At 47.6% G+C, this 25,702-nt stretch carries 26 protein-coding genes and 1 pseudogene; 16 read left to right on the forward strand and 11 right to left on the reverse strand.

The features are described 5' to 3' along the window. The first annotated feature begins 298 nt into the window (after positions 1–298). The 10 genes from QMD03_01475 (at position 299) to panB (ending at position 7,436) form a co-directional block, all read left to right on the forward strand. Positions 299–625, forward strand: coding sequence for a DUF4258 domain-containing protein (locus QMD03_01475; protein ID MDI6775907.1), 327 nt, complete (start codon positions 299–301; stop codon positions 623–625). Then, positions 580–915 (forward strand): YgiT-type zinc finger protein, encoded by a 336-nt coding sequence (locus QMD03_01480; GenBank protein ID MDI6775908.1) that lies wholly within the window; start codon positions 580–582, stop codon positions 913–915. The genes QMD03_01475 and QMD03_01480 overlap by 46 nt, the downstream gene beginning before the upstream one ends. An 80-nt stretch (positions 916–995) precedes the next feature. Beyond that, positions 996–1,862 (forward strand): indole-3-glycerol phosphate synthase TrpC, encoded by an 867-nt coding sequence (trpC, locus tag QMD03_01485; GenBank protein MDI6775909.1) that lies wholly within the window; start codon positions 996–998, stop codon positions 1,860–1,862. Between the two features lies 1 nt (position 1,863). Continuing rightward, positions 1,864–2,595 carry a phosphoribosylanthranilate isomerase gene (locus QMD03_01490; protein MDI6775910.1) on the forward strand — a complete coding sequence of 244 codons (732 nt, stop codon included), beginning with the start codon at positions 1,864–1,866 and terminating at the stop codon, positions 2,593–2,595. A 95-nt stretch (positions 2,596–2,690) separates the two neighbouring features. Further along, positions 2,691–2,903, forward strand: a complete 213-nt coding sequence (locus tag QMD03_01495) for a NifU family protein (GenBank protein MDI6775911.1) — start codon at positions 2,691–2,693, stop codon at positions 2,901–2,903. A gap of 78 nt (positions 2,904–2,981) precedes the next feature. Next, the gene (locus QMD03_01500; GenBank protein ID MDI6775912.1) at positions 2,982–3,914 is read left to right on the forward strand and encodes a radical SAM protein; all 933 of its coding nucleotides are present in this window, start codon (positions 2,982–2,984) and stop codon (positions 3,912–3,914) included. A gap of 51 nt (positions 3,915–3,965) precedes the next feature. Next, on the forward strand, positions 3,966–4,529 hold the full coding sequence (locus QMD03_01505; protein MDI6775913.1) for an isochorismatase family cysteine hydrolase: 564 nt from the start codon (positions 3,966–3,968) through the stop codon (positions 4,527–4,529). 19 nt (positions 4,530–4,548) lie between these two features. Then, positions 4,549–5,397: a hypothetical protein gene (locus tag QMD03_01510; GenBank protein MDI6775914.1), complete on the forward strand. Its 849-nt coding sequence runs from the start codon at positions 4,549–4,551 to the stop codon at positions 5,395–5,397. A 316-nt stretch (positions 5,398–5,713) separates the two neighbouring features. Continuing rightward, complete coding sequence (locus QMD03_01515) at positions 5,714–6,646, forward strand: DUF2520 domain-containing protein (GenBank protein MDI6775915.1); 933 nt, start codon at positions 5,714–5,716, stop codon at positions 6,644–6,646. Next, on the forward strand, positions 6,621–7,436 hold the full coding sequence (gene panB, locus QMD03_01520; protein MDI6775916.1) for a 3-methyl-2-oxobutanoate hydroxymethyltransferase: 816 nt from the start codon (positions 6,621–6,623) through the stop codon (positions 7,434–7,436). Before QMD03_01515 ends, panB begins: the two co-directional genes overlap by 26 nt. Before the next feature lie 19 nt (positions 7,437–7,455). On the opposite strand, the gene QMD03_01525 is transcribed toward panB, so the two are convergent. The 6 genes and pseudogenes from QMD03_01525 to QMD03_01550 form a co-directional block, all read right to left on the reverse strand. Continuing rightward, entirely contained in the window at positions 7,456–7,983 is a 528-nt protein-coding gene (locus tag QMD03_01525; protein MDI6775917.1) for a peptidyl-prolyl cis-trans isomerase, read from the reverse strand. A gap of 24 nt (positions 7,984–8,007) precedes the next feature. Continuing rightward, positions 8,008–8,343, reverse strand: a pseudogene (locus QMD03_01530) (SurA N-terminal domain-containing protein). 388 nt (positions 8,344–8,731) lie between these two features. Next, on the reverse strand, positions 8,732–8,932 hold the full coding sequence (locus QMD03_01535) for a cold-shock protein (protein ID MDI6775918.1): 201 nt from the start codon (positions 8,930–8,932) through the stop codon (positions 8,732–8,734). Positions 8,933–9,152: 220 nt separating this feature from the next. Continuing rightward, positions 9,153–9,779 carry an alpha/beta hydrolase gene (locus QMD03_01540; protein ID MDI6775919.1) on the reverse strand — a complete coding sequence of 209 codons (627 nt, stop codon included), beginning with the start codon at positions 9,777–9,779 and terminating at the stop codon, positions 9,153–9,155. Between the two features lie 54 nt (positions 9,780–9,833). Further along, positions 9,834–10,175 carry a hypothetical protein gene (locus tag QMD03_01545; protein ID MDI6775920.1) on the reverse strand — a complete coding sequence of 114 codons (342 nt, stop codon included), beginning with the start codon at positions 10,173–10,175 and terminating at the stop codon, positions 9,834–9,836. 10 nt (positions 10,176–10,185) lie between these two features. Continuing rightward, positions 10,186–10,632, reverse strand: a complete 447-nt coding sequence (locus QMD03_01550; protein MDI6775921.1) for a hypothetical protein — start codon at positions 10,630–10,632, stop codon at positions 10,186–10,188. 307 nt (positions 10,633–10,939) lie between these two features. On the opposite strand from QMD03_01550, the gene QMD03_01555 reads away from it, so the two are divergent. Beyond that, positions 10,940–11,314 (forward strand): phage integrase N-terminal SAM-like domain-containing protein, encoded by a 375-nt coding sequence (locus tag QMD03_01555; GenBank protein ID MDI6775922.1) that lies wholly within the window; start codon positions 10,940–10,942, stop codon positions 11,312–11,314. A 128-nt stretch (positions 11,315–11,442) separates the two neighbouring features. Here QMD03_01555 and QMD03_01560 read toward each other — a convergent pair whose 3' ends face one another. The 5 genes from QMD03_01560 to QMD03_01580 all read right to left on the reverse strand — a co-directional run bounded on the left by QMD03_01560 (position 11,443) and on the right by QMD03_01580 (position 18,108). Next, entirely contained in the window at positions 11,443–12,408 is a 966-nt protein-coding gene (locus QMD03_01560; protein ID MDI6775923.1) for a dipeptide ABC transporter ATP-binding protein, read from the reverse strand. 23 nt (positions 12,409–12,431) lie between these two features. Next, the gene (locus QMD03_01565; GenBank protein MDI6775924.1) at positions 12,432–13,406 is read right to left on the reverse strand and encodes an ABC transporter ATP-binding protein; all 975 of its coding nucleotides are present in this window, start codon (positions 13,404–13,406) and stop codon (positions 12,432–12,434) included. Next, positions 13,390–14,907, reverse strand: a complete 1,518-nt coding sequence (locus tag QMD03_01570) for a leucyl aminopeptidase (GenBank protein MDI6775925.1) — start codon at positions 14,905–14,907, stop codon at positions 13,390–13,392. Before QMD03_01570 ends, QMD03_01565 begins: the two co-directional genes overlap by 17 nt. Positions 14,908–15,021: 114 nt before the next feature. Further along, the gene (locus QMD03_01575; GenBank protein MDI6775926.1) at positions 15,022–16,389 is read right to left on the reverse strand and encodes a sigma-54 dependent transcriptional regulator; all 1,368 of its coding nucleotides are present in this window, start codon (positions 16,387–16,389) and stop codon (positions 15,022–15,024) included. A gap of 42 nt (positions 16,390–16,431) precedes the next feature. Further along, positions 16,432–18,108 carry an ATP-binding protein gene (locus QMD03_01580; GenBank protein ID MDI6775927.1) on the reverse strand — a complete coding sequence of 559 codons (1,677 nt, stop codon included), beginning with the start codon at positions 18,106–18,108 and terminating at the stop codon, positions 16,432–16,434. Positions 18,109–18,315: 207 nt separating this feature from the next. Here QMD03_01580 and QMD03_01585 point away from each other — a divergent pair, with 207 nt between their 5' ends. From QMD03_01585 to folP, 5 genes are all read left to right on the forward strand, one after another. After that, positions 18,316–20,808: a DNA internalization-related competence protein ComEC/Rec2 gene (locus tag QMD03_01585; GenBank protein ID MDI6775928.1), complete on the forward strand. Its 2,493-nt coding sequence runs from the start codon at positions 18,316–18,318 to the stop codon at positions 20,806–20,808. Positions 20,809–20,934: 126 nt separating this feature from the next. Then, complete coding sequence (locus tag QMD03_01590; GenBank protein MDI6775929.1) at positions 20,935–21,297, forward strand: HAD hydrolase-like protein; 363 nt, start codon at positions 20,935–20,937, stop codon at positions 21,295–21,297. Positions 21,298–21,416: 119 nt separating this feature from the next. Then, on the forward strand, positions 21,417–22,865 hold the full coding sequence (tilS, locus tag QMD03_01595) for a tRNA lysidine(34) synthetase TilS (protein ID MDI6775930.1): 1,449 nt from the start codon (positions 21,417–21,419) through the stop codon (positions 22,863–22,865). Between the two features lie 82 nt (positions 22,866–22,947). Further along, positions 22,948–24,801 carry an ATP-dependent zinc metalloprotease FtsH gene (gene ftsH, locus QMD03_01600; protein MDI6775931.1) on the forward strand — a complete coding sequence of 618 codons (1,854 nt, stop codon included), beginning with the start codon at positions 22,948–22,950 and terminating at the stop codon, positions 24,799–24,801. Further along, positions 24,798–25,667 (forward strand): dihydropteroate synthase, encoded by an 870-nt coding sequence (gene folP / locus QMD03_01605; protein ID MDI6775932.1) that lies wholly within the window; start codon positions 24,798–24,800, stop codon positions 25,665–25,667. Before ftsH ends, folP begins: the two co-directional genes overlap by 4 nt. Positions 25,668–25,702 lie beyond the last annotated feature (35 nt).

The following is a 25,702-nucleotide window of genomic DNA, read 5'->3' on the forward strand; positions in this document are numbered from 1 at the left end:
TAACAAACCGGACAGATTGTGTGCTACAAACCGGACATATCACGTGTTACTAACACTGTTACCTATTCTACTTGACAAACCTCCCTTTTTCTATATACTAAAAAGGTAATTGCAAAAGTCTTGAAATTAAAATGTAGCCGCAAACTTTAGTTTGCGTGTTCTCTTTGTTTTCAATATGTTACAAAACGCAGGCTAAAGCCTGCGGCTACCAGAATTGGACTTTTGCAATTACCTCTAAATACTAAATTTTAAAAAAGCTTGAATTTAGTATTAGTGGGAAATAGATACGATATTTGTAATGGATATTGAAGCCCTCCATTTCCAGATAACCAATGGTAATTTTGCTATCAGATCCCACGCTATTCAACATGCAGTTAAAGAAGGCTTTAGAAAAGAAGACATGATCTATGTAACCTTAAATGGTTCTGTTATAGAAAGATACCCTGGACGTAAAAGATGTCTCTTTTACGCTGACGTCATTATTGAAGGACTAACACTGCCTCTTCATGTGATTTGTGAACACCTCCATCCAAAAACTCCAGTAGATTTTGTAACTGCCTATATCCCATCCGAAGAGGAATGGGAAACACCAACTCAAAGGAGAAGAAAGAAAGGAAAGGTTTAATAACTATCTGTTCTGAATGTGGAACAAAAACAGAATTACAAGAAATCTCTATCAATTTTGAAAGAAAAGGGATTCGGGCTATTATGTCTGGTATCCCTGCGATGGTATGCCCCAAATGTGGTGAAGAATATGTTCCTGGTGATATTGCTGGAGATGTGATTGACATTGTTTCCCGTACCATAGATGAAACAGAAGGATTACTGAAGAGGACAGAAACCCATCGTAAGAATCTTCTTATAGAACACCCCGTCTCCCCGCCCAAACCACTTGAACTGACATTGGCTCCGTAAGTGGCCCCCTGGTCATACAGGAAACTTCCTTCTTCCTCTACCTGAACAACCTGTTTCCCAGGCAGAACTGAAGGGTGGAAATGGCAAGAGAGTTAGAGAAGGAGGTTCTGCTCTTGACTTACGACTTACGACGGATGACTTATGACTTTTTTAAAAAAAAGAGGACCATGATTTTAGAAGAAATTGTAGAGGCTAAAAAAGGAGAAGTCGCCAATCTAAAGAGGATCAGACCCCTTGTTGAACTGAAGGAAGCCCTCCGGGATACGCCCTGCCCCCGCAACTTCAGAGAGGCGATCTCATCCTCTGACTGTTCCATCATTGCTGAGGTGAAGAGACGTTCCCCATCCAAAGGGACCCTCAGAGAAGACTTCAACCCGGTAAAGATTGCCGTCATCTATAAAGAAAGCGGGGCCGCTGCCATCTCCGTTCTCACGGAGGAAAAATTTTTCGGTGGAGACAGCTCTTACCTCCTCGGTATTAAAAAAATCGTTGACCTCCCTCTCCTGAGGAAGGATTTTATTATTGATCCTTACCAGATCTACGAGACGAGAGTCATCGGCGGTGACGCCCTCCTCCTCATTGCCGGTATCCTGAAAGAGGAACAATTAAAGGATTTTATTCATCTGACGGAATCGCTGGGACTTTCCCCCCTCACAGAGGCGCATACACGGGAAGAACTGGATAAGGCGCTGTCCGCCGGGGCTGACATCATCGGGATCAACAACAGAGACCTGAAAAATTTTTCTACAGACCTGAAAACCAGCCTGGAACTGGTCCTTTCTATTCCCGGAGATAAGACGGTGGTCAGCGAAAGCGGCATCCATACAAGAGGAGATATTGAAATCCTGATGAAGGCGGGTATTCATTGCTTCCTGGTGGGTGAGGCGTTGATGCGGGCCCACGACATGGGTGCAAAACTGAGAGAACTTCTGGGTAAGGGGGAATAAAGTGACAAAGGTAAAGATCTGCGGGATCACAAACCTGAAAGACGCCTTGCATGCGGCCGATTGCGGGGCTGACGCCCTCGGTTTCATTTACTATCCGAAGAGTCCCCGGTACGTGGCGCCGGAGGTCGCCAGGAAAATTATCGAAGAGCTTCCCCCTGGAATTACGAAGGTCGGCGTTTTTGTCAATCAAGATGCCGAAGAGATTAGGGAACTGGTGGAATTCTGCGGTCTTGACATGATCCAGCTTCACGGAGATGAATCTCCCGCCTATTGCCGTCAATTTCCGGCGTCTGTCCTGATCAAGTCCCTTTCCCTCCGAGTGGCGCATGACCTTGTAAAGTTGAGGAACTACCCTGTAAAGACGATCCTGGTTGATGCCTATGACCCTGGACTCTACGGAGGAACGGGGAAAAAAGCGAACTGGGAGCTGGCCATAAAGGTCAAGGAGACACACCCCCTCATCCTCTCCGGTGGTTTAAACGTGGACAATATACGGCAGGCCATCGAGACAGTTTTGCCCCAGGCTGTTGACATTAACAGCGGCGTTGAAACTTCACCGGGGAAAAAAGACCCCAAAATGGTCAGGAAAATCATCGAGATCGTACGACAGACAGATTTAGACAAAAAAGGTGACCTACCAGCAGATAAAAATACCGTAAGCGTTCAGCTATCAGCCTTCAGTTTTCAGCGAAAACAGAAAGATACCAGGGGAAGTTCACAACTTCCAGGATGAGTTTTCATACGTATGTTTTGTCTTGACTTGTTTTACTGGTTGCTGATAGCTGACAGCTGAGCGCTTACTTATTAATTAACTTTGGGAGGTAAATCATGAAAGAAAAGGTTGAAGCTGCTCTGTCTAAGATAAAACCAATGTTGGCAGGTGTTGATGTGGTAATAAGAGAAATCAATGATGGTGTTTTGAAAGTCCAGATTTTCATGGCCAGTTGTGGAGTCGGGCTGAGCAAGGAAATGGTCATGGAAATGCTTGAAGAGCATCTTAATAAAGAGGTGCCTGAGGTTAAAGAGATAGTCGCCGTCTAAGCAGGTAAGGGGAGCCATTGTTCTTTTCAGACAATTCGTTATCCGGTAGAGATTGTTACATCAAGAAAAGGGGAAGGGATGCATTTTGAAAGACCGGAAATTATAAGACCACCGAGTGAGTGGAAAAGCTATTTTCTTCCCTTAACTAAAGGTTGCTCCAACAATACCTGTACCTTTTGCGGTTACTACGGGTCTAAACTACAGATCAGAGAAATCAGCGAGGTGAAGGAAGAGATCGATGCCCTATCTCTGTACATGGAGACCGGCATCTGGTTATCCGCTGTTCCTGATATTGTGTATCATATAGCCCGGAGTTGGGACGGGAAAAGGGTGTTTCTCCAGGATGGTGATGCCTTAATTTATCCCTTCCCCAAACTGAAGGAAATTCTCGCATATCTGAATGAAAAATTTCCTCATCTGGAGAGAATAGCCACTTACACTACTCCTCAAGATATTCTGAGGAGAAACCCTGACGAATTAAGAACCCTCAAGGAGCTAAAATTAGGAATTTTTTATACCGGCCTGGAAAGTGGGTGGGATGAGGTACTCCTTAAAGTGGGTAAGGGGATAAATTCCCATCAGATAATTGAAGCGGGGAAAAGAGCCAGGCAGGCAGGCATTAATATGTCGCTGACTGTTATTTTGGGGCTGGCTGGCCTCGAAGGAAGCCGGGAACATGCCATGGAGACTGCCAGGGTTCTTTCCGAAATTGACCCTGAATATGCTGGCGCCCTGACGTTAACCTTAGTTTCCGGTACCCCTCTATACCAGGAATGGAAAGAAGATAAATTTCACCCCATCTCTCCCTTTGAGTCTCTTGAAGAGCTGAGAACAATCATAGAAAATTCTAATTTTACTGCCTGTTTTTTCAGTTCCATGCATGCCTCAAATTATCAGGCGGTGCGGGGAAGATTACCTCAGGAAAAGGAGAGAATGATGGGGGAACTAAATTACGCGCTGGAAAGAAGGGACCCTTCTTTACTCCGGCCTGAGTTTCTCAGAGGATTGTAAAGGTAAGGATGTTCTCTCTGTTCATTTCTGTTACAAGAGGACTTGATCGTAATGAAGCCCGCCATACTTGTTGTGGACATGATTAAAGATACCTTTTCCGAAGAGGATAGGAACCCGGTGGCGCCCTTTGCCAGAGAGATGATTCCGCGCATTAATAATCTCACAGATGTTGCAAGGGAGCGAAATATCCCCGTTATATTTTCCACGGACAGCTTCCTCCCCGGTGATTTCATCTTCGGGGGAAGGATGAAAGAGCACTCCCTCCGCGGCACGGAAGGCGCTGAGGTTGTTGACGATCTTATCCAGTCAAAAACAGATATTTATGTCCCCAAGCGAAGATTCAGCGCTTTTTTTAAGACAGATATTGATCAAACACTGCGTCTGCATGGAGTTGATACGGTCGTTATCACGGGGATCAACTCCCACTGGTGTGTCTTAAGCACAGCGATGGATGCACTCTCCCATGACTTCTGCGCTTACATTATAGAGGATTGCTGCGCGAGTTTCAGCAGGGAAGTTCATGAAACCATAATGAATATTTATAGAAAAAATCCGCTCCGTCCCCTTTTTCAAGTCATGAAGATGGAGGAGTTTTTGAGAGAACTTCAAATATGAGATTGCAGGGCGCCGGTAGGTGGAAAAATCAGCAGGAGGTGATAGTCATAAAATGGTGACGGAGCCCAAGGATGCAGCAACTGTCATCCTCCTCCGGGAAAGTCCTAACTTTGCCGGAGGAGGTATCGAAGTCCTGATGGTCAGGCGGCACCACGATAACGTGTTTGTGCCGGGCCGTTATGTGTACCCTGGCGGCGCTCTGGATGAAAATGACTACGTCTCCGGGATGGAAAACTTCTGCCACGGCCTTGATCAAGGTAAGGCTCAACGTCTCATCGTTAATATTTCTCCGCCGGAAAAAGCCCTCGGGGCATGGGTTGCTGGAATAAGGGAGACCTTTGAGGAAGTAGGTCTCCTTCTGGCCTACGAGAGGGATGGAACCCTCGTTTCTTTCGAGGCAAAAAAACGAGCGAAAAGATTCATGACCTATCGGCAGTTGCTTGCTGAGGGGAAGATCAAGTTGAAAGAAGTGCTTGAAAATGAAGGGCTTACGCTGGCAACGAACAGACTCCACTATTTTTCCCACTGGGTTACACCGGAGTTACTTCCTATTCGCTATGATGTGAGGTTCTTTGTTTCTGAAGCTCTGGAAAATCAGGAACCCCTGCACGATGGGCTTGAACTGGTCGAACACAGGTGGATCAAGTCACAGGATGCCCTCTATGAGTATGAACATAAAAACTTCAATCTGGTCCTCCCGACAATTATGACCCTCAGAGAGCTCTGTCAATTCAAAACCGTGGAAGAGGTTATCCGTTCCACAGAAGGGAAAAATATCCCCAGGATACTTACAAAGATGGTGCAGAAGGGGGATCAAAGCGTGGAGATCATGCCGGATGGGTCATTCTGGGGTCCTTCTCCCCTTTAAGGGCTTGCCTGCTTAATCCGTTTAGGTGTTTAGACCGAAGACTAAAGGGTCATAATAGCCTTCAGCCTTCAGTCTATCCACCTAAGTAGTTACGCTTTATTTTTGTTGACTATTCCTTACCATCTATGATAATTAAAACCTATCCGCTTGGATCTGCAAGGACGGACTGAGACGGAATGGTCAAAAGTAATAGTTAAAATGGTATATTATGGCCTTCCGTAATCTGTGCGGAGGGCTTTTTTTTGCGGGAAGGACGGTTATCAGGACAGAAAAGAAGACGGAACACTTAACTTTTTTCAAGAAAGGATATCGCCTGATGATTGAACCAACAACCACTCAGGAAACAGGTAAAGACAGTATCGCCATTATCGGTCTGGGTAAGGTGGGCACGGCAGTTGGATTTCTCCTGCGATCTGCCGGTTACACGATTGTTGCCGTTGCCAGCCGATCCGCTTCCTCCATCGAACAGGCCCTGCCCTATACAGAGGGGAAAGCCTTTTCCAGTCTCTCCGAGGCAGCCTCGCAGGCAGAATGCATATTGATTACCACCGGTGATGATGCCATTGCCCCTGTATGCGAAGAGATAGTAAGGGGAGGAGGGGTAAAACCTGATAGCAAGGTAGTCCATATGAGCGGAGCGGGAGGCCTTGATCTCCTCGATGCGGCACGCCGGGCAGGAGCACACGTGGCAAGTATCCACCCCATTCAGACTTTCGCCGACGTAAAAGGCGCCATAGAAAGCATACCCGGCAGCACATTCGGCATCACGGCAGATGATGAAATCAAGGACTGGTCTGTAAAAATAGTCCGGGATCTGGGAGGTATCCCTTTTTTTGTCCCTGAGGCTGACAAACCCCTCTACCATGCCGCCGCCTGCATGGCCTCGAACTATCTGGTCACCCTGATGCACACCGTGGAAAGTATTTACACCTCTCTCGGTTTGACCGGTGAAGAGGCCATTCACGCCTTCTGGCCCCTTGTCAAAGGCACCATAAAAAATATAGAAACGAAAGGGACTATCTTGTCCCTGACCGGTCCTATATCCCGTGGTGATGCCGGCACTATCGAAAAACACTTGCAGGCCTTTCGGGAAAAGCTTCCCGCTCTCCTTCCGGCTTACTGCGCGATGGGGATTTTGACGACAGACCTTGGCCTGAAGAAAAAAACGCTCTCTGCTGACAGTGCGGAGATCATAAAAAAATTATTAGGAGGAGGACGAGAAGATGAGCAAGCAGGAAAAGATCACTAAGATCACCACGGCCGTTGTCCGTGAGATGAAAAAAAGTGGAGAGAAGATCACCATGTTGACAGCCTATGATTACTCTACGGCTGCTGTTCTCGATCAATCGGGCGTAGACATCCTCCTCGTAGGCGATTCTCTGGGGATGGTTGTCCTCGGTTATGACAGTACTCTGCCCGTTACTATGGAAGATATGATCCATCATACCAGAGCGGTCTCGCGGGCCGCAAAGCGCGCCATGGTGATCGGCGACATGCCTTTCATGTCCTACCAGGTCTCTGTTGAGGATGCCCTGTACAATGCCGGTCGTTTCCTTCAGGAGGCAGGCGCCCATGGCATCAAATTAGAGGGGGGCAGAGATATGGCGGAGACCACGAGAAAAATCACCTCAGCAGGGATTCCCGTCATGGCCCATCTTGGTCTCACTCCCCAGTCCGTCCATCAATTCGGGGGTTTCAAGGTACAGGGGAAAGAAGATGCAGCGGCGAGAAGAATCTTAGAGGATGCCAAAATTCTTGAAGAAGCAGGCGCTTTTTCCCTTGTCCTGGAATGTGTACCTGCCGTCCTGGCCAAAGCCATTACCCAATCTCTGACCATACCCACTATCGGCATCGGAGCCGGTGTTGATTGCGATGGTCAGGTCCTCGTCGTCAATGACATGTTGGGGATGTTTGAAAAATTCACGCCTCGATTTGTCAAAAAATACGCCAACCTTAACGTACAGATGAAGAAGGCTGTCGGGAGATATATCGAGGAAGTGAGGACGAGTATTTTCCCCGATGAGGAACATACATTATAGTAAAACAGGCATAGAACTTTTACTGCCCGTGTATAACAATGTTTGCCTTTGCCCTTAATTTTTTCACCAGGGAGGCAAAGGTTTCCTGCATTTTCTCATGTTCGAGAAAGGAAGCAATATCTTTCTTTGTCTTTTCGTCGAGATTTATGGTTTGCGGTTCATTGTGTTGTAAGACCTGGATGATATGGTAGCCGAAATCGGTCTCGACTACGGGGCCGATGGCATCTTTTTTCTGGGAAAAAGCCGCATCCTCAAAAGGCTTAACCATTTGACCGCGTGGGATTATACCGAGATCGCCCCCATTCTCTCTGCTGGGGCAATCGGAGTTTTTTCTGGCAAGATCGGCAAAATCAGCGCCTCCCAGCAGTTGTTGGCGCAAATTTTCCGCCTTTGCCCTCTTTTCCACTTTGGCTTTATCGTCGTCTCCCGTTGCTTTTGCAATGAGGATATGGCGGGCATGGACAGTCTCAGGCATTTTAAACTTGTCCTTATTCTCTTGATAAAATCTGACTATTTCCTTCTCTGTCGGTTTTACCTTGCCGCCCATGGAGGAGAGGACCATTTTGTTAATTTTAATTCCTAAACGTATTTCCTCCCGCATCTCTTTTTTGCTGATGCGGTTCTTCTCCATGATGTCCTCGATTGTAACCCCGGAAGGCAACGTGGCCTTCAGTCGCTCAATCGCTTCCGTAACCTCTTGTTCCGTGGCACTGATCTTTTGCCTGTTCACCTCGTTCGTAAGGAGCGTGTGTAAGATAAATTCATCTATGAGCTTTTTTCGCAGACCTGTCCTTACCTGCGGGAGACGATCAGTAGGTATCTGTTTCTTGATAACCGCCAACTTATCTCTTGTTTCCCTGTCCAGTTGACCCTGGGTAAGTTTTGTACCGTCAACTTCGACCACCATGGCAGATGGCCCAGCAGGGACTGTTGAAGGAAAGATGGATGGTGGTACGGTCTGTGGGAGTGCCTGCTTCACTTCTGGCTTTTGGGGCGGAGTCTTTGCAACTTTCGGCTTTTCTTCTTTTGAGTTACAGCCGGCTATTACAAGCAAAACCAGGCAGGTAAATATGTTGATGGTAATGATGGAGCTATATTTTCGGTTTTTCATGATTGTTCCTTTATGATGTAGCAAGACACACAGTAAATGATTTCTTTTCCACGAAAACACGTTAGTAAATACGGTTTCCTGACCGTTCTGACACCTTTCCCCAGGTATGAGGTTGTTGAAGTTAAAGAGAGATAAGAAAAATGCCCCAGTTGTATACCGGGGCATTTCAGGTTAAAAAGGTTTCTTATAATGGATGAACGTTTACAGCGCTTGGTCCTTTGTTACCCTGCTCGACATCAAAGCTAACCCGCTGACTCTCATGTAGTGTCTTGAACCCAGAACCTTGAATGGCGCTGAAATGAACGAATACATCGCCGCCCTCATCGTTTTCGATAAAACCATACCCCTTTTTCTCGTTAAACCATTTTACTCTACCTTCTGCCAACGCTACTCCCTCCTTTCTCAAATTTGTTCAAAGTTGGGCTAACTTAGCAAGAAGTAAAAAAAACCACCCCCGCTCTGAATATCGAGCCGGTAGTGGTTATTTTTATACTGCAAAATTTCGCTACCAACTTTTCCCTACCCCGCCGCTCTCAATCTCTCGTTATAAGATGCAATCAAATAACGAGAGATTAAGCAGTCTGATTACTAATAACATCAATTTTTCACAAAATCAAGTAATTTTTTTTCTTTAAGAGGTATTCACGGAGACAGTCAATAATACCATTCTCTTTTCCAAAATAGAAGTGATCGGCGCCTTTCACTATCCCGAGACGACAATTGATCCGATTGGCAAGTGTTTGCAAGCGCTCGGTTGAACAAAATTGATCCCTATCACCGGAGATGATGAGGCCGATATTCTCCGGTAGCTCGGAAAAATCAAAGTCGCGGAGGTTAATGGGTGGTGATACGAGAATAACATCTGAGAAGGAGGCGTGATGGGCAAGCACTTTTAGATTCACCCACGCCCCAAAGGAATAACCGGCGAGAATCACATCCTTCTTTTCTCTCTCCTTGAGAAAATCAATTGCCCCTATCACGTCTTCCTGCTCCCCTCTTCCCTCATCATAGGCGCCTTCACTCTGTCCCACCCCTCTGAAATTGAATCTCAATGTTGAGTAACCTTTTTCATAAAATGTTGAGGCCAGGACTTCCACGACATTATTCCTCATGCTGCCACCCATCAGCGGATGAGGATGGGAAATAACGACACCCCTGGAACCATCACCAGAGGCATAAAGTCCCTCCAGACACAGGTTGCCGACATAGAAAAAAACGTGTTCTTCTCTCATTTTGAAGATGACACCTTTCAAAGGCCATTCATCGTCACCTCACTCTTGCTTCGGCTATACATATTTCCAGCACCGTACCGGGTGAGCGGGCGTTTTTTCCTTCAGCTCCGGCTCTTCCTGCCGACAGATCGTCATCACACAAGAACACCGATCAAAAAAGCGACATCCCCGGAGAAGGTTATGTAGATCGGGAACAACGCCAGGTATTACCTTCAGATAGCTGTCCCGCCCCACAATTCCGTTCATCTTCGGAATAACTTCCAGCAGGCCGACGGTATAGGGATGCAAGGGTGTGGAAAAAATATCTCCCACAGAGCCGTATTCAACAGCCTTACGGCTGAAATCAGCGGTGGCTGTAAGCCATCCGCTGGAGTGATTTGTTAGGCGACTTTCCATTCTACAGAGTTCATTCTACGCCGAGGGCTTCGAGATCCGCTTGATCCTTTTTTCTACCTAATGCTTGTTTGTTACGGATGAACTCCTTCCTTCCAACGAAGTACACTACAATATCACCATAATTTCCTTGCACTCGACCAGCAGCCGCTTCCTTCCAGGATACTCCGGTGATGGAGGTCACAATATCTATCCGGACCGGCGCCACGCCAAGTTGTATCACTTTATCAGGAACTGTGAAATCCTCTGCCGTCAAACCAACAGAACCAAAACCAAATTCCTCAAGTGCTTTAAGAATCCGGTGAGCGTTCTCCGGACCAGGGCGCACAAGAATGTCCATGTCTCCTGTATACCGTGGAGCTCCGTGGTATGCGAGGGCGTGTGCGCCCACTATAAGATAATCAACTTTGTGAGCGTTGAATAATGCGAGCAGATCTCTGAAGTCTTGCTGAACTTCCATGAAGCGTCCTCCTCAAGTACTCGACGGCTCCCACGCGCTCTTCAGGGTCCTTTGATAGCCAGTAAGAAAGGTTCTCCTTTACCTCCGAAAAATCCCGTAAATTCGCTTTTTTGATGACCTTCCGCATCAATGCCGCCCCCCTAAGTTTGCCTATTTTGTGATGGATTTCCATTTTGTCGCCGAACAATTGATTATCAGGCCGATATGCCCTGACAAACCACTTATTAGATTGGATGAATTTTTTGGCAACTTTGCCCCATTCCTGTTAGCAATAAAACGTAATTATTCTAACAGGGAATAGGAACAGATGTCAACGTCAAAAAACCGTAAATTGCTTGATGAAACAAATGATATTATGCGCTTACACCATTACTCTATCCACACGGAGCGGGTATACTCCGACTGGATCAAACGATATATACGTTACCATGGAATGACCTGCCGGGACGATTTGAAGAATGGAGAAGGCAAGATTGAAGCCTTTCTGACACATCTGGCAATTGATAAAAATGTAGCTCTGTCTACGCAGAATCAGGCCATGAACGCTCTGGTTTTCCTATACAAACATGTATTGAAACAACCCCTGGACAAAGATATTAATGCGGTTCGGGCATCCAGAGAGATCAAGATTCCCGTGGTTATGACCCGGGAAGAGGTAGCCAATATCATCTTACAAAGGTGAAAGTTACACATAGACAGGATATGGAGCGGGGGTACGGCGATATACACTCATGTATTACAGCAGGGTGGACAAGGTGTGCTAAGTCCGCTCGATGATCTTGATATTTGAAGGCCATGCGTTGAGCTTTGCTACCTCAAATGACAGGCCACAAAATGTCCATCATTTCTGTCTTTAAGTACCGGCTCAACTTTATCGCAGATATCTATTTTCTCAGGACAGCGGGGATGAAAGGCACATCCCAGCGGCGGATCGAGGGGGGTAGGCATGTCGCCGGTAAGGAGCTTCTTCTTTCTCTTCCTTGCCGGGTCAGGTATCGGTATAGCGGAGATAAGGACTCTGGTATAGGGATGCAGGGGATGTTCGTAGAGTTCACTGTTCCTCGCAAGTTCGACAATTTTTCCCAGATACATCACGGCAATCCTATCGCTCATGTGCCGCACCACGCTGAGATCGTGGGAGATGAAAAGATAGGTCAAACCGAAGTCTTTTTGGAGATCCTTCAGGAGATTCAATATCTGGGCCTGGATTGACACATCGAGCGCCGAAACCGGCTCATCCGCCACGATCAGTTCCGGTTTGATGGCAATGGCCCTGGCGATGCAGATACGCTGTCTCTGACCGCCGCTGAACTCATGGGGATACCGTCCCACCTGTTCCCTGCTGAGTCCCACCACTTCCATGAGTTGTGCTATTTTTTCCTTTCGCCCGTTTCGACCAGAGAGTTTGTGAATAATAAGGGGTTCGCCGATAATGCTCCCCGCCGTCCTTCTCGGATTAAGGGAGGCATAGGGATCCTGGAAGATAACCTGCACTTTTCGGCGAAAGTTTTTCAACAATTCGCCTGAATAGTCAAGGATGTTTTCGCCATGAAAGAAAATTTCTCCCCCCGTCGGTTCCTCAAGCCTCATGATCAGACGCCCCAGGGTGGATTTCCCGCAACCGCTTTCCCCGACAAGTCCCAGCGTCTCCCCTCCGTAGATTTTCAGATGGAGGCCATCCACAGCCCTGACCACACTACGCCGACCAGACAGAAATCCTCCTGAGATGGTAAAATATTTCTTTAGTCCCCTGATATCCAACAAAAGATCATTCACCGTCCAATCGCCTCTTGCTTCGGCTATGCATATTTCCAGCACCGTACCGGGTGACCGGGCGTTTTTTCCTTCAGCTCCGGCTCCTCCTCTGAACAGATCGTCATCGCATAAGAACACCGATCGAGAAAGCGACATCCCCGGAAAAGGTTATGCAGATTGGGAACAACGCCGGGTATCACCTTCAGATAGCTGTCCCGCCCCACAATTCCGTCCATCTTCGGTATGGCTTCCAGCAGGCCGACGGTATAGGGATGCAAGGGTGTGGAAAAAATATCTCCCACAGGGCCGTATTCAACAACCTTACCGGCATACATCACAACTACAAACCGGGCCGTTTCGGCAATTACCCCGAGATCATGTGTGATCATCACCACCGAGGCGCCGACCTGGTCTTTCAGGTCGCCTATCAGGTCAATGATCTGGGCCTGTATGGTCACATCGAGGGCGGTCGTCGGCTCATCGGCCAGCATCAACCGGGGATTGCAGGCCAGGGCAATGGCGATCATCACCCTCTGACGCATCCCTCCGCTCATCTGGTGAGGGTAATCACTGATACGTCTTTCAGGAGAAGGTATGCCTACAAGCCGAAGCATCCCGACGGCGCGCTCCAGGGCATCCTTTTTTGAGAGACCCTGGTGCAGTCTCATCGCCTCAGCAATCTGTTCCCCTACCCTGAAGACGGGGTTCAGAGAGGTCATGGGCTCCTGAAATATCATGGAGATATCCTTGCCCCGCACCCTCTGCATCTCTTTCTCTCTAAGACGTAAGAGATCAAGTCCGTCAAACAGGACACTCCCGGAGACAATCCGGCCCGGTGGTGTCGTTACCAGTCGCATGATGGAAAGGGCCAGCACGGTCTTGCCACAACCCGACTCCCCAACAACACCCAGCGTATCGCCTTCATTAACGACAAGGTCCACACCGTCAACAGCCCGGACGATACCACTCTGTGTCGCAAAGTGGGTACTGAGATTTTTTACTTCAAGAATTGGCCGCATGCCAGTCCCTCAGAAACTGGACGAACAGACGGACACCAACCCCCGAGGCGCCCTTAGGGATATAAGGTCTGTCTTTTTCCAACCACGCCGGGCCCGCAATGTCCAGATGCACCCAGGGATAGTCCCCCACGAACTTGCTGAGGAAAGCAGCGGCCGTGATGGCCCCTCCCGCTCTTCCCCCGGAATTTTTGTAATCCGCCACATCACTTTTAATCAACTCATGATAATCATCCCAGAGCGGCATCTCCCATACCCTTTCGCCGGTAGCTTCTGCGGCGGCCCTGATCTTTCCCTTCAGGCGATCATCGGTTCCCATCATCCCGCTAACATGATCACCGAGGGCAACAACACAGGCGCCGGTCAATGTAGCGATGTCAATGACGGCAGCCGGCTTGTACTTTCCGGCATAGGTAAGAGCATCGGCCAGAATCAATCGTCCCTCTGCATCGGTACTGAGGACCTCTATGGTTTTACCGGACATTGTCCTCAGGATGTCCCCCGGCTTATAGGCCCTGCCTCCAGGGAGGTTCTCTGTTGCCGGTATCAGGCCGACAACGTTGACCGGGAGGTTCATATCAGACACAGCCATGATGGCGCCCATCACCGCTGCGCCACCCGCCATATCCGATTTCATCTCCTCCATCTTTTCCGAAGGTTTTATGGAGATGCCGCCGCTGTCAAAGGTCAGCCCCTTGCCAACCAGGGCAATGACGGGGTCAGCCTCTCTCCCGCCACGGTATTCGAGAATAACAAATCTGGCCGGCTCGTCAGACCCCCTGGCTACGGCGAGCAGGGCGTTCATTCCCAGCTCTTTCATTTTAGGAACATCAAGGACCTCGACTTTGACATTCTTTCTCGTCAGGGCAAGCTCCTCTGCCTTACGGGCCATATCGTTCGGTGTCATTTCATTCCCCGGTGTAGATACGAGATCTCTCGTAAAATAGACTGCTCGGGAGATGGTCTCTGCCGCTCCCGCCGCCGACCTGATCACCTCACATGCATCTTCACGATCCTCAACAATTACAAACTCCTCTATTTCCCTGATCTTATCCCGCTCCACGGTCTTGAAGGATGCGAACTGGTACAGGCCAAGGAAAACCCCTTCCACGGCGGCCTCGGTCACCCTGTCGAGAGGCTGGCCGATGGCCGTCAAATCCCCCAGATCCATGGACGTGGCAAACCCTTTCAGATTCAATTCCCTTACCTGCTTAGCCGCCTTTGAAAAAGCGCCCCTCAGTTTTTCCAGGTTAAAATCTGCCTTCTTGCCCAGACCGGCCAGGACAATTCTTCTGGCCGGGGTAAGCCCCTTCGTATATATCACCGCGATCTGAAAGAGCTTTCCCTCAAAATCACCTCCTGCGATTACATCACTGATCAGCCCGCCGGAGGACTTATCCAGGAGCTCCGCCGCACCTCCGAGCTCCTCCTCCTCGAAATGGAAAACGACTGACGCCTCGGAAGTAAATTCCGCAAGATTTGCCTTTTTTACAAAAACTTTCATCTTCGCCTCCTTATTCGTAAGCGTTCAGCTATCAGCTATCAGCAAGATAAAGAAAAGTAACGAGTTATCCATAAAACCTTTTTTTACTAAAAGCTGATTGCTGAACGCTTATCCCTATTCAATATCAAGTTTTTTGAGCCGGTAACTTAGTGAATCAAAACTCACATGAAGTAGCTCGGCGGCCTTTGTCTTCGATCCCCGGGTTTTTTGGAGGGCCTTTTCTATCAACTGTCTTTCAAACTTTGCCACTTCCTCATTCAGATTAATACCCATCTCCGGTATCTCAAAATTAACGGCAGGTACTTCCCCCGGGGAAACATTTCTTGCCAGAAGGAGGTTTTCCGGCAGGATAATGTTGGATGTTTCCAGAGCAACACTCCGTTCGATAATATTTTCAAGTTCCCTGATGTTACCGGGAAATGGATAATCCATTAAAAGCCCCATGGCATATGCGGATATGGTCTTGATCTCTTTACCAAACTCCCGGGAATACTTCTCTATAAGATATGTTGTCAGGACAGGGATATCATCTTTTCTCTCCCTCAGAGGAGGAATATAGATCGGGATGACATTGAGACGGTAGTAGAGGTCTTCCCTGAAGGTCCCCTCGTTTACCCTTTTTTCCAGATATTGATTTGTCGCAGATACGATACGGACATCAACTTTGATATCCTCCGCCCCGCCTATCCTTCTGAAGGTCTTTTCCTGGACGACACGGAGGAGTTTCACCTGGAGGACGAGTGGCAATTCAGCAATCTCATCAAGAAAGATCGTTCCACCCCGGGCAACCTCGAAGAGCCCTAACTTATCAACATAGGCGCCAGAAAAGGATCCTTTCATGTGGCCAAATAACTCACTTTCGAGGAGGCTCTCCGGCACGCCACCACAGTTGATAACGATAAACGGCATGTTTCGCCTCGGGCTGTTTTCATGGATGGCCCTGGCCACGAGTTCCTTACCCGTTCCGCTCTCACCGAGGATAAGGACATTGGCCGGCGTATCGGCTACTTTTTTAACAAGAGAATAAACCTTAAGCATCTCCTTGCTTTTTCCCACCATACCTCCAAAACAAACGGCATTTTCCACCCCTTTGATGAACCGGACATCCTCCCTCTTAATGCCCTTCTTATCGAGGGCATCTCGAATGATCTTCTTGAGATCCTCTATGTCAAAGTCCTTCTCGATATAGTCGTATGCTCCTTCCTTCATGGCTGTTACTGCCGTTTCACCGGATGCGTAGGCCGTAATCAGAATCACCATTGTTTCCGGGGAAATATCCTTGACCTCTTTCAGAAACGAGATACCGTCTACCTTCGGCATCTTTAGATCGGTAATGATGAGGTCAAACCGTTCCTTTTTGCAACGGGTCATGGCCTTTCCCGCATCACCTGCACAGGTCACCTTGTAACCCTCCCTGGTCAGCATGATCTCGAGGAACTCTCTCATGCCCTGATCATCATCCACAACAAGAATCTTAGCCACTTCTCTCCTCCTCTCGAAAAAGCAGCCATTGCCCGGCAATGACTAACGACCGCTCGGCAAACATACGATAAAGGTTGTCCCCCCTTTGAGGTTACCTTCGATTTTGATCTTTCCGGAATAGCTTTCGATAATCCTGTTGACAATTGTCAGACCGAGGCCTGTTCCTCTCTCCTTTGTTGTGTAAAACGGTTCCCATATCTTTTCCAGATTATCTTCTTCGATGCCGCATCCACTATCGGTGATACGTATCTCAAGATATTCCCTGACATCCTCAAGAAAAACATTTTTGGTTTCTACAGTCAGCCTGCCCCCATCCGACATGGACTGAATGGCATTCAGGACAAGGTTCCAGATGACCTGTCTAATCTGTGTTTTGTTGGCAAGTATGAGGGATTGGTCAGATAATTTCTGAACAACCTCGATTCCCCCATGCCAATCCGGTGCATAATGAATGGATTCCAGGACATCCTCGATGATGTTTCTTGTCTCAATTATCTCGTAAGTACCTGACGGTGGCCTTGCTAAGAGGAGAAAATCCCTCATAAAATTTTCAAGCTGACCTTTGCCCCTCAAAATGATCTTCATGAGCCTCTCATCGGCTTCATTTAAATTAAGTTCATTTTTCAAAACCTGAATTGAGCCACTGATTGACGCCAGGGGATTCCTGATCTCATGGGCAAGGCTGGCCGCCATCTCGCCGATAAAGGCAAGCCTTTTACTCTTTTCAAGGGCTTCCTCCATTTTTTTTATCGCCGTCAGATCCTGAAAGATCAAGATATTTCCTATTTTAGTCCCCGTATTATCCTTAAGATGTGATACAGAACAACCTAATATCAATTTCCCATTCCCTTTGCCGGGGACCGGCATTTCCACCCTTTTTTCTACCGATCCCTGCTGTTTCCCCCTGTTTTTCCATTTATCTTCCAGATCGGAATAACCCGGAAAGACCTGATTAATATTCTTATGTTCTACCTCGGTAAAGGAAAAGCCGGTAATGTCTTCCGCTGCCCTGTTGAAGGATTTTATATTCCCCGCGAGATCAATCGTCAATATGCCTGCATCAACGGACTCAATAATACTCCTGTACAGTAAATCTAACTGATCAAAGGCATTTTCCCTCTCTGCCAGGACGACCCTTGTTTTTCTCTCCTGTTCCACCACAAAACTTGCAAGAAAGGTAATGATGTAGAAGGACAGGACGTGGGTGAAAATCCTCGAAAAGACGTATCCGGCGCTGAAATTGTATTCCTCGATGACGATACTAGAGAAGGGGTTAACGATGCCATAATATTCTAAATTCATTAACAGACCATAAAGAATACTTGAGGCAGAGGCTGTGATTACTCCTCCCCTTCTTGCCAGGAACAGGACTGAATATATGATGACCAGAGGATAGAAGACAGAATAGACGCTTCTTATTCCACCTGTGACATACACGAGACCTGTTATCAACATCACGTCAGCCAGGCTCTGGATGTATATATTGACCTTGAGGTTTCTGATGAACTTCAGGAGAAAAAGATAGAGGAGGGAAAGGAGGTAGGTAAGCAGGATAATGACGTAAAGGAATGAGATTGATATTTGGGGCAGAGATTCTGTCCCCTTGATCTCGATGAAAGCTGCAATCCCGAGCAGAAAGGTGACAATGGTGAGCCGCGCCAGCATCAGCCAGCGAACCCTTGTCACTAAGTTTTCCTTCTGTAACAGATGGTCGTCCATTACTGTTTCCTGTATCAACAAGTCGTAAGTCGTAAGTTGTAAGTCATAAGTTAGTTTCCCTTACTTACATAAAAATTGAATAGACTCTTTATCCATTATATCCTCGAATTTCTCAATCTTACTCATCACTCTCGACTCCAGACTCTCGACTCAACAAGAGAGGATATGCTATATTATTTTTGAAAATAAATCTATGGAATTTGAGCCATGCAGAGACCACTCATCCCCCTTCTTATCCCCCTGATCGTGGGGATTTCCCTGGGAAATTTCATTCATCTCCCGGATTTGCCCCTGATGGTCTGCCTGATCATGGCCATGATTGCCTCGCTGGTTGCCATGATTAAAAAATGGAAAGTCATTATCGGCCTCTCCTTGATCTTCTCTCTATTCCTGGTAGGCATTCTCAACATAAACCTCTATCTCTATCAAGAACAGGGGCAAAGACATATCAGTAATTATCTAAGCCCAGAGAAGACCACCATTGATGGCATCATCTGTGAGAACCCGGAAGTCTCACCTCATAAGACCGAACTGGTCGTCTCCGTCGTCAGGGTAATCAAGGATAAATCCACCATTCCTGCCGAGGGGCGTGTGCTGCTAACTGTGAGGGATCGCTATCCGTTTAAATACGGGGATTTCATAAGATTCAGGACCAGGCTTAGAATGCCTCATAACTTCAATAATCCCGGTGGTTTTGACTATGAAAGATACCTCCGATACAGGAATATCCTGGTGCGTGGGGCGATAAGTGATCCCTCGGGCATCGTCGTCCTGAGAGAAAACCAGGGAAACCGATGGAAGACAACCCTGGAACGATTCAGGGGAAAGATAAGAAGGCTCATTCGCGAAAATTCGCCGACACCAGCAGGGGAAATCATACAGGCCATGACCCTGGGGGAACGGAAGGAAATCCCGGAAGATGTCCGGGAAAAGTTTAACCGTACAGGCACGTCCCATATCCTGGCCATATCAGGATTCCATGTTGGGATCGTTGCCTTTCTGTCAATCTATCTCATCAGGCTGATGATGAAGTCCTCCCCCTATCTCCTTTTGAGATTCAATGCCATCAAGGTCTCCACTTTTGGGGCCTGTGTTCCGATTGTGATATATGCCTTCATCGCTGGGATGGGTATCTCCGTCGTCAGGGCCACCATCATGATCGTCACCTTTATGGTCGCCATACTCTTGGGTAGAGAGAGAGACCTGTATAACACACTGGCCCTTGCCGCTTTTATTATTCTCGTTGTCTTCCCCCATTCCCTCTTTGATATTTCTTTTCAGCTTTCCTTTACGGCCGTCGCGGCGATTCTCTTTATCACCCCGAGACTTGTCCTGCTGATCCCAAAAGGCAAGCCTGAAGAGAAAGGCATCTCTTTTTCCAGGAAGGTCTTTAAAGGTATTTTCCTTTTTATCATGGTATCCCTGAGCGCCACACTCGGTACAGCGCCATTGATCGCCTTTTACTTTAACAGGGTATCGTCCATTTCTCTCCTTGCCAACATCATCGTTGTCCCTCTGCTGGGTATGATTGCCCTCCCCGTTAGCATGGCCATTATCCTGACAGCCCCGATATCGCCCACACTAACTACCGTCCTTGTCAAGATATCATCTTTTCTTGTCAAGATTTCCGTTTCGCTTACTGATTTTTTCGCCTCCCTCCCCGGTTCATCCTTTTTCATAAGTACACCGACATTTACGGAAATGACAGCCTACTATCTTCTTCTGGTGGCCATGGTAAAACTGACCGATACCTGGAAAGAAAGGAACGGGGAAAGCAAGGAGAGGGAACCAATAAGGAAACGTTTGTGGCTTGGCTTTGCGCTTGCTGTTCTTGTTATATTCTTTGTGGTTGACGGCATCTACCTTTACGCAAAGGATATCTATACAGATGATCTTAAGGTTACATCAATTGATGTGGGACAGGGCAGCTCAACACTCGTCCGGTTTCCCGGTGGTAAAAAGATGCTTATAGATGGCGGAGGGTTTGCCGACAATGGTTTCGATATAGGAAAATACGTCCTTGCCCCCTTCCTCCGGCATGAAAGGATAAAAAAAGTAGATACCGTTGTCCTGACCCACCCCCACCCGGACCACCTGGGCGGCCTGATCTATATTCTCGAAAACTTTGCCGTCAGGGAAGTATGGGCAAACGGTGAGGTTTCAGGGACTGACGCATATAAAGATTTCATGAAGATTATCAGGGAAAAGAAGATCCATTACCGGCTCGTGTCGGAGGAAACACCGGAGGAGAAAATCGGTAACATCCTGCTCAGGATATTAAACCCTAAACACCCGATCGTCGGAGGGAATGATCGTTTTCAGGGATTCGATGTGACAAACAACAATGCCCTCGTTTTGAAGCTCACATACGGAAATTGCAGTTTTCTTCTGCCTGCAGACATCTCAGAACCATCAGAGACCCGTCTTATTATAGAGGGGAAAGACATCAGGAGTCAGGTCATCTTAGTTCCCCATCATGGAGGGTTCTTGTCCAGTACATTTCCCTTTCTTGCCCGTGTCCGCCCTGAGATTGCCATTATAAGCTGCGGTGCCGACAACATCTTCCGTCTCCCCCACTCTGATGTCCTCAAAAGATACGAAATGTTAGGTGCAAAGATATACAGAACCGACAGAGACGGAGCCATTACCATTACTACTGATGGTAGGAGGTTAGAAACGAAGGTCTTCAAAGAGAGTTGACCTTTAAAGATGTAACCACCCATCCTCCAGTGATCCTGTGGGAGGGACTGGTTTTTTTCGCTTCTCTCCTTGTAATTGAATCAGTAGTTCTGTATATCTTTTAAAAACATTAGGGACTTGTAAGAGATGAGACAGATTGACCTCATGATCTTTGATTTTGACGGGACACTTGTCAATTCGGGGGGAGACATTGTTGCCTCGGTGAACTATACCCTGGAGAGTCTTAAAATGCCGGTGATGGAACCGGAAGTTATTATTGGTTTCGTGGGAGATGGGGTGCAAAAACTGATCGAAAGGTCCCTCGGCCACGATTTTCAGGATCAATTTGATAAAGCGATGGAGATATTTACGGCCTATTACGCTGAACATATGCTGGATACAACAACTTTTTACCCCGGAGTTCCTGACATTCTTCAATATTTTCATGATAAGTTGTCATTGGCGATGGCATCAATGATATTCTCCTCGCCAGAACCACAGGGGTATTAAGTTGTGCCTTCTTAAACGGATTGGGGCGGAGGGATGCTCTCCTTGCCCAAAGGCCTGATTTTATCTGTGAAGACCTCTCGGAATTGAGGTCATTGTTCTGCTGAGACCCGATATTTGTCATGATAAAAAAGGTAAGGGAAACCATAAAAAAATACCATATGCTCGAGAGGGGAGATATGGTAATTGTGGCAGTCTCCGGTGGGCCGGATTCTGTAGCACTTTTAAAGGCTCTGGATATTTTTTCGGATGAATATAGACTTACAATAATTACTGCCCATCTCAACCACGGGCTGAGGGGTGAGGAGTCCAATAACGATGAGAAATTTGTGCGGAAACTCAGCGAATCCATGGGCATTGAATTTGAGTGCAAATATGTGGATATTCCCTCTCTCCGGCAGGGGAGGGGAAGGTCCATAGAGGAGATTGCGAGAGAGGAGAGGTATCAATTTCTTGCTGAGATGGCCCGAAAACACCAGGCCCATAAAATTGCCCTCGGGCATCATCTCTATGATCAGGCCGAGACGGTGTTGATGAATTTCATCCGTGGCAGCGGTATGGAGGGTTTAAAAGGGATTCTCCCCGTGCGGGAGGGTATGTATATCAGACCCCTTATTGCCGTTACCAGAGGAGAGATTGTGGGTTTTCTCGAAAAGGAGGGCATCCGATTTGTTATAGACAGTTCCAATACCCATGACCTCTATTTCAGGAACAGGATTAGACATCATTTGATACCGGAATTAAAGGAGCATTACAATCCTAAGATAGAGGAAAGCCTTGCCCATATGGCAGAGATCATCCGTCTGGAAGATGAGTATATGAAAACATCTCTAAAGGAGGTTCTGTCAGGATGGGAGGTCGGTGAGGGCAATGGGGAGGAGGTTAGGATTAACATTCCCGAATTTTTCGTGCTCCACGAGGCTGTACAGAACCGGGCAATAAAGACTCTCCTCCAGCGATTTTCCCCATCGGGAGGCGGCATTGGCTATGTTCATGTCAAATCAGTGACAGATTTGCTCCGTAGTGGTTGTCCTCACGGCTGTTTGCATCTTCCCTTTAACATTAAGGTAAGGCGTGAGTATGATTTGCTTGTCATCTCCAGACGAAAGAGATCGGAGGGCAAGCTCATGCGGGAATTATCAGGTGATTACGATCTCTGTTTTAGTTCTCCTGATGCGGACATCGGCCGGTTTTCTTATGATGTTGCGATACCCGGCAGGGTTGAGATCCTTGAACTGGGTATGACGATGGTGTTTGATATTGTAGATAAACCTCTTAACGGTATCTATTTTAATGGGGAAAAGATCGCCTACATGGACTTGGAAGCGATAAAATTTCCGCTGGTCATAAGAAATTTAAGGCCGGGAGACAGGATCCAACCTCTCGGTATGGAGGGGACAAAAAACTTAAAGTGTTACTTTATTGATGAAAAGATTCCCCAGTGTGAGAGAAGAAGAATCCCCTTGTTGGTTGATGATCAATCTGTGCTATGGATTGGGGGAATGAGGTTAAGCGAGCGGGTAAAAATCACCGATAAAACGAGAAGGGTGGTGAAGGTAGAAATTGTTTGAAATAATAAAAAAGTTATTATAAAAAACCTCCAAGCATAAAGTCATAACAAAGAAATTATAAGTATAAAAAGGAGAAGCAGCATTGAATCCCTTACAAAAAAATATTGTGCTCTGGCTTGTCGTCAGCCTTTTATTTGTGTTTTTGTACCATCTTTTTAACCAACCGGAAAGCGTGCGGAAAGATATTATCTTCAGTGAGTTTGTAAACTATGCGCAAAAGGGACAGGTCGTCAAAGTGACGATACAGGGAGATAACATTACCGGTGACTTGAGAGATGGGATAAGATTCAAGACCTATGCTCCGAAGGATGCAGGGATAATTCCCCTTTTGAAGGAAAAAGGCGTTCGGATTGCAGCCAAACCCGTTGATGATTCTCCCTGGTACATGACCATCCTGATATCCTGGTTTCCTATGCTCTTTCTGATCGGTGTATGGATATTCTTCATGCGCCAGATGCAAGCAGGCGGAGGCAAGGCGATGGCCTTCGGAAAAAGCAGGGCAAGGCTCGTGACGGATAAGACAAATAAGGTAACTTTTGCAGATGTTGCGGGCATTGACGAAGCAAAGGCGGAACTGGAAGAGATAATTGACTTTTTAAAGGATCCCAAGAAATTTACGAGATTGGGGGGGCGGATACCCAAAGGGGTGCTTCTCGTAGGGGCGCCCGGCACGGGAAAGACCCTGTTGGCCAAGGCAATTGCCGGTGAGGCAGATGTCCCTTTTCTCAGTATCAGCGGCTCCGATTTCGTCGAGATGTTTGTCGGGGTGGGGGCGTCACGTGTAAGGGACCTCTTCACCCAGGGGAAGAAAAGCGCCCCCTGTATTATTTTTATTGACGAGATAGATGCCGTGGGGAGACACAGGGGCGCCGGACTGGGCGGTGGACACGACGAAAGGGAACAGACCCTTAATCAACTCCTCGTTGAAATGGACGGGTTTGAATCGGCGGAAGGGGTGATTCTCGTGTCAGCGACCAACAGACCGGATGTCCTTGACCCCGCCCTGTTGAGACCGGGACGTTTTGACAGGATGGTAATTGTTCCCCTTCCCGATGTCAAGGGGAGAGAGAAGATATTTGAGGTGCATGCGAGAAAGACGCCCCTTGCCGATGACGTGGATTTTAGTGTCATTAGCCGGGGAACGCCTGGCTTTTCAGGGGCCGATATAGAAAACCTGATCAATGAAGCTGTCCTGAATGCGGCAAGGCTGGATAAAGATAAGGTTACCATGAGTGACTTCGAGTACGCCAAGGACAGGGTCCTCATGGGTACAGAGAGAAAGAGCATGGTGATCAGCGATGAGGAAAAGAGGAACACGGCCTACCATGAATCGGGACATGCCCTCGTGGCAAGGTTGTTGCCGGGGACTGACCCGATCCATAAGGTGACGATCATCCCCCGGGGGAGGGCGTTGGGTCTAACCCAGCAGTTGCCGATAGACGAGAAACACACCTATCCGAAGAAATATCTGGTGAATAATATTGCCATTCTTTTAGGTGGCAGGGCAGCGGAAGAACTGGTTTTAGAGGACTTTACCACTGGTGCAGGAAACGACATTGAACGGGCGACGGATCTGGCCAGGAAGATGGTTTGTGAATGGGGGATGAGCGAGGAAATGGGGCCCTTGAGTTACGGGAAAAAGGAGGAACAGATCTTTTTAGGGCGCGAATTTGCAACGCATAAAGATTACAGCGAAGAAACGGCGGAAAAAATAGACAGAGAAATAACCCGGATTGTTTCTGATTGTTACGAAAATGCAAGGAAACTTCTGTCAGATAATATGGACATTCTGAATAAGCTGGCTTCGGAGTTACTCGAAAAAGAGGTCTTAAACGCCCAGGAGATTGATGCCATCGTGGGGATCAAAACATCCGATGGTTCAAAGAGGTCAGCGATCGGTAAAGTGCGTATGCGTAAGAAGGACTTGAAAATTTGATAAGAGATATGAATACCACGGGTGATTCCTTTATTCTCAAGACCTGGAAACGGGAGATGACCATCGGGGATCGCACATGGATCATGGGGATCATCAATGTGACACCCGACTCCTTCTCTGATGGAGGGTGTTTCCAATCACCGGAGGAGGCTGTTGAATCTGGTGTCCGGATGGTCGAGGAAGGGGCAGATATCGTTGATGTAGGCGGTGAATCTTCCAGGCCCGGAGCAGAGCCGGTCTCCCTAAAAGAAGAGTTGAGAAGAGTGATCCCGGTAATAGAGGGTCTTGTTAAAAGGGTCACCGTTCCCATTTCCGTGGATACCACCAAGGCGGAGGTGGCTAGGGAGGCTGTTGCCTCCGGGGCAGAGATAATCAATGATATCAGCGCCATGAGATTTGATGATCAGATGCCTGTAATTGTGGCGGCCACCGGAGCGGCTGTTATCCTCATGCATATGAAGGGAACACCGAAGGATATGCAGAAGGGGGACTTGACTTACCGGTCTCTTCTGCCTGACATTACTGAATTTCTGAGAGTGAGAATGGAAAGGGCAAAATCCGCGGGCGTAGAACTTGAGCGTATGATGATTGATCCAGGTCTCGGTTTCGGAAAAACGGCAGAGGACAATATGAAACTGCTGAGGTACCTTTCCGCGTTTAAGGTACTGGGAAGGCCGATTGTAACAGGGGCATCACGAAAGTCATTTATCGGTAAAGTAATAGGTGGCGAACCCCATGATCGTCTGGAGGGAACAGCCGTGGCGTTGACTGTTGCCATCATGAACGGGAGCCATGTCGTGAGGGTGCATGATGTTGGGGCCATGAAGAAGGTCGCGGCAATGGCTGATGCGATACTCAGGGCGTAGGAGGGGATAGGACTATGGATTGAAGAGAGCGAGGA

Source organism: Syntrophales bacterium (assembly GCA_030018935.1).
Classification (GTDB): domain Bacteria; phylum Desulfobacterota; class Syntrophia; order Syntrophales; family CG2-30-49-12; genus CG2-30-49-12.